The organism is Acidisphaera sp. L21 (assembly GCF_009765685.1).
Taxonomy (GTDB): Bacteria; Pseudomonadota; Alphaproteobacteria; order Acetobacterales; family Acetobacteraceae; genus LMUY01.
In genome coordinates, this window is the sequence record NZ_LMUY01000151.1 from 177,411 (window position 1) to 184,033 (window position 6,623).

The 6,623-nt window shown below is 65.9% G+C and carries 5 protein-coding genes; 1 reads left to right on the plus strand and 4 read right to left on the minus strand.

Annotation, left to right across the window (positions count from 1 at the left end; genetic code table 11):
* Positions 1–68: 68 nt before the first annotated feature.
* From GSQ76_RS29325 to GSQ76_RS29340, 4 genes are all read right to left on the minus strand, one after another.
* Positions 69–1,112 carry a flagellin gene (locus GSQ76_RS29325; protein WP_158747615.1) on the minus strand — a complete coding sequence of 348 codons (1,044 nt, stop codon included), beginning with the start codon at positions 1,110–1,112 and terminating at the stop codon, positions 69–71.
* The gene (locus tag GSQ76_RS29330) at positions 1,109–2,620 is read right to left on the minus strand and encodes a flagellar hook-associated protein FlgK (RefSeq protein ID WP_158747616.1); all 1,512 of its coding nucleotides are present in this window, start codon (positions 2,618–2,620) and stop codon (positions 1,109–1,111) included. Before GSQ76_RS29330 ends, GSQ76_RS29325 begins: the two co-directional genes overlap by 4 nt.
* Positions 2,621–2,636: 16 nt before the next feature.
* Positions 2,637–3,932: a flagellar hook protein FlgE gene (gene flgE / locus GSQ76_RS29335; protein ID WP_158747617.1), complete on the minus strand. Its 1,296-nt coding sequence runs from the start codon at positions 3,930–3,932 to the stop codon at positions 2,637–2,639.
* A 207-nt stretch (positions 3,933–4,139) separates the two neighbouring features.
* Positions 4,140–4,955: a hypothetical protein gene (locus GSQ76_RS29340; RefSeq protein ID WP_158747618.1), complete on the minus strand. Its 816-nt coding sequence runs from the start codon at positions 4,953–4,955 to the stop codon at positions 4,140–4,142.
* On the opposite strand from GSQ76_RS29340, the gene GSQ76_RS29345 reads away from it, so the two are divergent.
* Positions 4,945–6,600 carry a flagellar hook-length control protein FliK gene (locus GSQ76_RS29345; protein ID WP_158747619.1) on the plus strand — a complete coding sequence of 552 codons (1,656 nt, stop codon included), beginning with the start codon at positions 4,945–4,947 and terminating at the stop codon, positions 6,598–6,600. The two genes, GSQ76_RS29340 and GSQ76_RS29345, sit on opposite strands and share 11 nt — an antisense overlap.
* Positions 6,601–6,623 lie beyond the last annotated feature (23 nt).

Consider the following 6,623-nt stretch of genomic DNA (forward strand, 5'->3'; position numbering starts at 1 on the left):
ACATGTCCCACGATTTTCGTGGGCCTGTCCGTATTCTGCCCGTCAGGCATTAAGCAGAAATGAATCAATCAGAGATAATCGACCAGAGACAGCTTGCTGACTTCTGAAATCAGCTTGTAACTGGCGCTCAGTTGGGTCTGGACCTGCGACAAGCTTGAGATCGTCTTGGCCATGTCGACATCCTCGACCGAGGATACCTGGGCCGTGAGCGCAGTGTTGGCATCGCCAGCCTGGGTCTGCACATCCTTCAACGAGGACTGGATGTTGCCCAGGGCGCCCGACTCACTGCCGATCGCGGTGATCGCGCCCGACATGCTGGCCTGCGTATCCTGCACCAGGCCGACGAAGCCCGGGTCGTTGGCCTGAGTGCTGGACAGGTTGGCGATCGTGGCCAGGCCACGCAGGATGTCGCGCATATACGACCCGGTGGTAGACGTGCCGCCCGATACCGTCAGCGTATTTTGGTTGGCCAGTACGCCCACCTGGACGGGGGCACTCGTACCCAGTTGCAGCGTCTGCACCTGGCCCGGCGGGCCGCTGAACGGCGTGGTACCCCCTGCGTCGGACGAAGCGATCGACAGCGTTTGCGCGGCCGTGGCCGCAGCACCGTTGGTCGACAGGCCCTGAACCGCCGCCGCGATCTGGGTGTAGAAGCCAGAGGTCGTGATGTTGTCCGGATCCGGGATTGGCGGGTTCGCGGTATCGGTGCCGGCAAACACGTACGACCCGCCATCGGTGCTGTCGAGCAGCGAGGCGACCTGCTGGATGGCGCTTCTGGCGGATGTCGCCAGGCTGTCGATCTGGGTCGGCGTCACGTTGTTCAATGTAGCAAGCTGCGCGTTGAAGTTGCTGGCAATGCTGGTGATCTGCGTCAGCGCCGATTGGGATACGCCCAACTGTCCGGTCACCGCATCGATGGCCGATTGCTCCGTCGCCAGATGGCCCAGTTGCGGCCGCAGGTCCAGCGAGGTCTGCGCTGCCGCACCCAGCCCGGCATAACTGTCGGCCACATGGCCGCTGGCGATCTGGGCGCTGAGCGTGTCGAGCTGCGACTTGACGGCACCGCTGGCATAAACCGCGCGGCCAAGCGTGCCATAATCACTGACGTTCACGGCGTCACCGCGTTCAGCAGGGTCGTCCACATCGACTGGGACGCCGTGATGATCTTCGCGTTGGCACCATAGGCGTTCTGCAGCACCACCATATTGGACAACTCCGTATCGATGGATACGCCGGTTTCATCTTGCAGCTTGGTCGACAGCGTGTTCTGCAGGGCGCTGCTATCGGTCAACGCGTCCTTCGCCGCGCCCGCGGTCTGCGCTTGTGAACCCACAAGGTTGGCAGCGAAGGAGGCCAGCGTGCCGCCCGAATTGTATGGCAACGAGAAAGAACCATCGGCGCCCAGCCCCGTCGTCGTCACCGGAGGCTGATTGACCCCCGACTGGGCCTGGGCGCCGAATCCATATAGCAGCACCCGGTTGATCAGCGTCGTGCTGCCGGCCGGGCCACCCGCCGGGTTCGGGGTAAAGGCGGTTGCGCTGCCCGTACCGTCCGCAACGCTGTTGGTGCCATCGCGGACCAGGCTGGGTGTCGCCGACACCGACGGGTTCACCGTGATCGAGGCGCTGTAGCCGATATAGCCGGCCTGAACCGGCGTGCCCCCCGTTGCCGGCAGGTTGCCCGACGGGTCGGTGAACAGTGACAGGCCCTGATTGGCCAGCCGCGTCGACAGGGTTTGGGCGAATTCGTCCAGCCCGGCCTGTGCCTGCGGCAAGGTGGTATCGCGCAGCGTCAACCGCGCGCCCAGGCTGCCATCCTTGATCGCGCTGGTGACATTGGTCCCGGACAGGGTCAACTGCGGGGCGCTGGAACCAGGGTTCAAAGTCGTGGAATCGATCTTGAACGGTCCGCTCTGCGCCCGGGTATCGACGATCAGGCCGCCCGACACGGCCGTGACGTCGCCGTTACCGGAAGGGATGAACCGCAGCCCGCCGATCTGTGCCGCCGTCTGTTCTTGCGCATCGCGTTGCGCTTCCAGGTCGGCAGTACTTTCGCCGCGGGATTTTCCGGCTATGATCTCGTCCGACAGTTTACCGATATTGCTCACCGCCGCATTCAGCGACGACACATCGGTAACCAGGCCATCCTGCACGCTCTGCCGCGCGGCGGTATAGGCGGCCGACTGAGACCGGATTCCGCTGGCAAGATTACTGGCGGCGGACACCACAGCAGATTGCTGCGCCTGGTTGGATGGGTTGGTCGCCAGCGTGGTAAACGCGTCCGTCAACGTCCCCAACCGGCTCGCCAGATCGTTGCCGGCGGCGGTGGCACCCTGGGCGGCATCGACCGAGGCCAGGGTGTCGGATGTGACCTGTTGCCCCGCAACCGCAGCATTCTGCTGATTCAGCGCCTTTTGCAGCGCGGCGTCGGTCTCCCTGGTCGCAACGCCGACTTGCACGCCATAGCCGACGCCGCCCGCGGTAAGGCTGGTGTTTGCCACTAGCTCCCGCGAGTAGCCGGCCGTGCCTGCATTGGCGACGTTCTGGGAGACAACCGCCATTTGCCGGTTGATGCTCGCCAGCCCCGTTGATGCAGGGGTGAGGCCCAGGTCGAGGCTCATAGGCCTGTCCTACCTGTTAGCGTTTCATGTCGATCGTCTGCTGCAGCATGTCGTCCGCCGTGGTGATCATCTTGGTGTTGGCGGAATAGGCACGCTGGGCCACGATCAGCTTGGTGAATTCAGACGCGATATCGACGTTGGAGCCTTCGGTCGCACTCGTGACCAGGTTGCCGGCGCCGTTGCTGCCGGCGGTCTTGATCGTCGCTGGGCCGGATTGCGCGGTGGCAGTGTAGACCTGGCCATCCTGCTTCTGCAGGGCGTCCGGGTTGGCGAACTGCACGATCGGCACTTGCCCAATGGTGCGGGACTGGCCGTTATCATAGTTTGCGACGATGTTGCCGTTGCTCTGCGTGCTGATGCCGCTGAACGCGCCGGGCGGAATGCCATCCTGCGTGGCGCTGTTGAGCGTGTAGGCGGTGCCGGCGAATTGCGTCAGCCCATCCGACTTGTTGAACGTCCCCAGGTTGAGCGCGATGGATTGGCCACCGCCGGCCAAGGGAACGTTCAGCACCGCGGCGCTTCCCGTGCCGCCGGTCGTGAGGCCGCCGCTATCGGGCGTGACAGACTCGATGGTGCCGGCTGGCTGGCCCGCCACGGAACCGTCGTTGAAGGTCACCGTCGACGTGCCGATCGGCGTGGTGCTGCCGTCTTCGCTGACCGATAGGTTCCAGGTGTTGCTGGCGGTCGTATCTGGCGTCCAGCTCAGCGCCAAGGTGTGCAGAGTTCCCTGCGCGTCGTAGACGTTGACCTGGGAGGATTGCGCGTCCGTCGTGCTGGGCGTGGCCGGCAGGTTGGCCGATAGCGTGACGGAACTGGTCGCCTTCGGTTGAAATGCGCTTTGGTCAACTTTCAGCGGGGCCATCGTCGTCTGGTTCACGACACCGCTGGAATCCGCGGCCCAGCCGTTCACGGCTTCCCCGGCGTCGTTCACCAGATAGCCGTTCTTATCCATCGTGAAGTTGCCGTCCCTTGTATATTGGGTCGTCGTGCCCAGGACTTCCTGATTGGTGGTGTTCGTGCTGGCGCTCGTCACCTGAAAGAAGCCGTTGCCGGAGATTGCCAATGCGGTCGCGTTATCGGACGAGGCGATCGTGCCCTGCACGTCATTGCGGTAATCCGGCGTGGCGGCAACGAAGCCCGAATCGTTCGTGACCGCCGTGCTCGTCGTCAGGTAGTCGGTGAAATTGGTGTCGGTGCGCTTGTAGCCGACGGTCTGGCTGTTGGCGACGTTGTCGCTGATGTTGCCGAACGCGGTGGACTGGGCGCTGAGGCCGCTGACTGCTGTGTGTAATGCGCCGAAGAGGGACGACATGGGCAAAAAACTCCATTGTTGCCCATTACGGGCGGAACCAAGGTGAGCCCTCTACCGCACGAAGCGTGCCACACCGGATAGGGCTGGAAATCGGCGACAATCCGCAGGATTCCGCGAAATAGCGGCGCGGCTGGCTAGGCCCGGCGTGTGCTACCCGGCACGAAGCGCCCGGCAAAATTTGCCGCTTTTCCCGCAACGGTCCCGTATTTACTGGGGTTTTGGCGTGGCACGGCGTTTGCGGTTGTTGGTCGCGATGACCCAGACGATCGACATCTCATCCCTACGCCAGGCCACGACAACGGCCAACGCGGCACCCACCGGTGCAGCGCAGTCCTCACTCGGCGGTGGGTTCGCGGGCTTGCTGGCTGCGATGGACATGGCTGCACCCGCCATGACGGGCGCCGCCCAGACTGTGACGGCATCGGCTGTTGCGACGAAGGCTGGCCCTATGTCAGTCGCCATGGCCACGTCCGCCGGGTTCGCCTTGCCCGGCACGATACAGACGAGCACGACCCAAACGACCACGACTAATGCCGTGGGAGTTACGACAAGCGCCGTGTTGGGCAACACGACAAGCGCCGTGTTGGGCAACACGACGAGCGCCGTGTTGGGCAACACGATACTGGCGGTTGGCAGCGATGTGACATCCATTGCTGCCAGCGCGGCGACGGCTCCGCAGGCTGGCTTGGTCCTTACCGCACCCTTAGGGCTGCCGAGCACGATAGCCACACAGCCGGGCAACCAGGCAGTGGCATCCGCCGCGGCGCAACTGACCAGCGGTGTTCCGGTCGCGAGTGCCACGCCGTCCGAAGCCGGCAAGGCAGCGACCATCGCAACGGGGAATACGGCACCTAACGTTGCAGAAACCCCCACCGTGGCGCATGCCACGTCCACCGGGACGCCGCCCCGCGCGTCCGTTGCAGAAACAAGGCCGCGATTCCAGGCCAGCGCCACAGCCGCGGCGAGCGCGCCCGTCGCGCCCAGCCAGCCAGTTGCCGAGGCTGCGGCGAGGGTGACAGACATCGCACCGCAGATCGCCCAGCCAACGCCTGCCGAAGCTGCAACGACCCAGGCCGTGCCGGCACCGGTTCCCGCTGGAAAGCTGCAGGCGCCCGCGCAACATGCTGAGCCAGTCCAGGACACGACGCCCGCCGACACGAAGCTGCAGACCGCCTCAACGCGCCCCTCTCGCAGCACCGCCGACGACGCCACGGCACAGCCCGCGGACACGAGCGCCAGCGATCCGATGCCACTGGTTGTGCCGGTGGTCATCCTGCCCCTCGTCGTGGCCGCCGCCAGCGTGACGCCGACCGAAGCCACCGCCGCGCCGTCCGAGGGCCAGGCCTCTGGCACCCTGGCGCCCGTGCAAAACGCACCCGCACAGCGCGTTGCAAGCACGACCGACGCAACCGCAAGCGTGCCGGACGACATCCCTGCGGCTATCAAGCCCGGGGGCTTCCCGCTCGCTTCGGCCATGGCGACCGCACACAATGTGCCAGCCATGGATGGCTGGGCAACGGCACCGGCGCTGGACTTGCCGTCCGTGGAAGCAGGCGCCGCTACCCACGCAGCCACCAGCGCCACGCCGAACGCGCCGGCCGGATCCGCGTCTTCGGTTACGGTCTCGCTTGCCCAAGCGACACCGGTTGCGACGCCAAGTGTGCCGGCGCAACCGCCCGCCGCCGCGATCACCGCCCCAACTCCCGATCCGGAGGGACCCGCCGGCACGGCGACCCCGCGCAAAACTGCGCCGCCCCTTCCGGCGGCCAAGGCCAAAATGGCCGCGGCACCCTCCCCCGCGCCCGATACCACCGATGTTGCTGATGTGGCGCCGGCCGCAGCCTCGCCGCCCGGCGCGCACCGGGTTGCAACCACCCCACCCGCCGAGCCAACGGCGCAACCCAGCCCGTCCGGCAACCAGGCAACACCTCCGCCCGCGGCGCCGGCGGCCAACCCGACGCTCGTGCAGCAGGACGCGCCCCAATCCAGCACCTCGCCAAGTGCCCCAACCGGCACCGGCACGATCGCGACCGCGACATCTGCAACCGCACCGGCCATGGCCAACACCGACATTTTGGCGACCGCAGCATCCACAGCCCTGCCCAGCACCACCACCCGCCCGGCTGAGGCGCCAGCTGCGCCAGCCGCTACGGATGTGGCCGCCCCCACGCGGCAGGTTGCCCCTGTCCTGGCCGAATTGACGCGCTCCAGCACAGGCGGCGCCATGACGCTGCGGCTCGACCCAGAGGAACTCGGCAAGGTCCAGATCCGGATCGAGCGTGGGGCCGACGGCACCGCCTCAGTCCATGTTGCGGCGGAACGGCCTGAAACGCTTCGCCTGCTGATCGCCGATCAGCAGCAACTGCACCGTACTTTGGACAATGCCGGGGTGCCGCAGGAAGGCCGCAGCCTCAGCCTGTCGCTATCGACGCCAGACGCCGCGTCCAGCCCCGTCCCGGCCGGCCGGGACACCAGTTTTACTGCCAACACCGGCTCCAATAACGGGTCCAACCCTGGATCCAACACCGGTGGAGGCTTCAGCAACGGCGGGGGTGGCGGCCAGCAAGGCGGCCATTGGCGCCAGGACCGCACTCCCTACGCCGACACGACAAACACCAACCCATCCTCGACCGCCTGGCTGCGTGCCGGCGTCGACATCACCGCCTGAAGGAGCCAGCCACCATGTCCGGA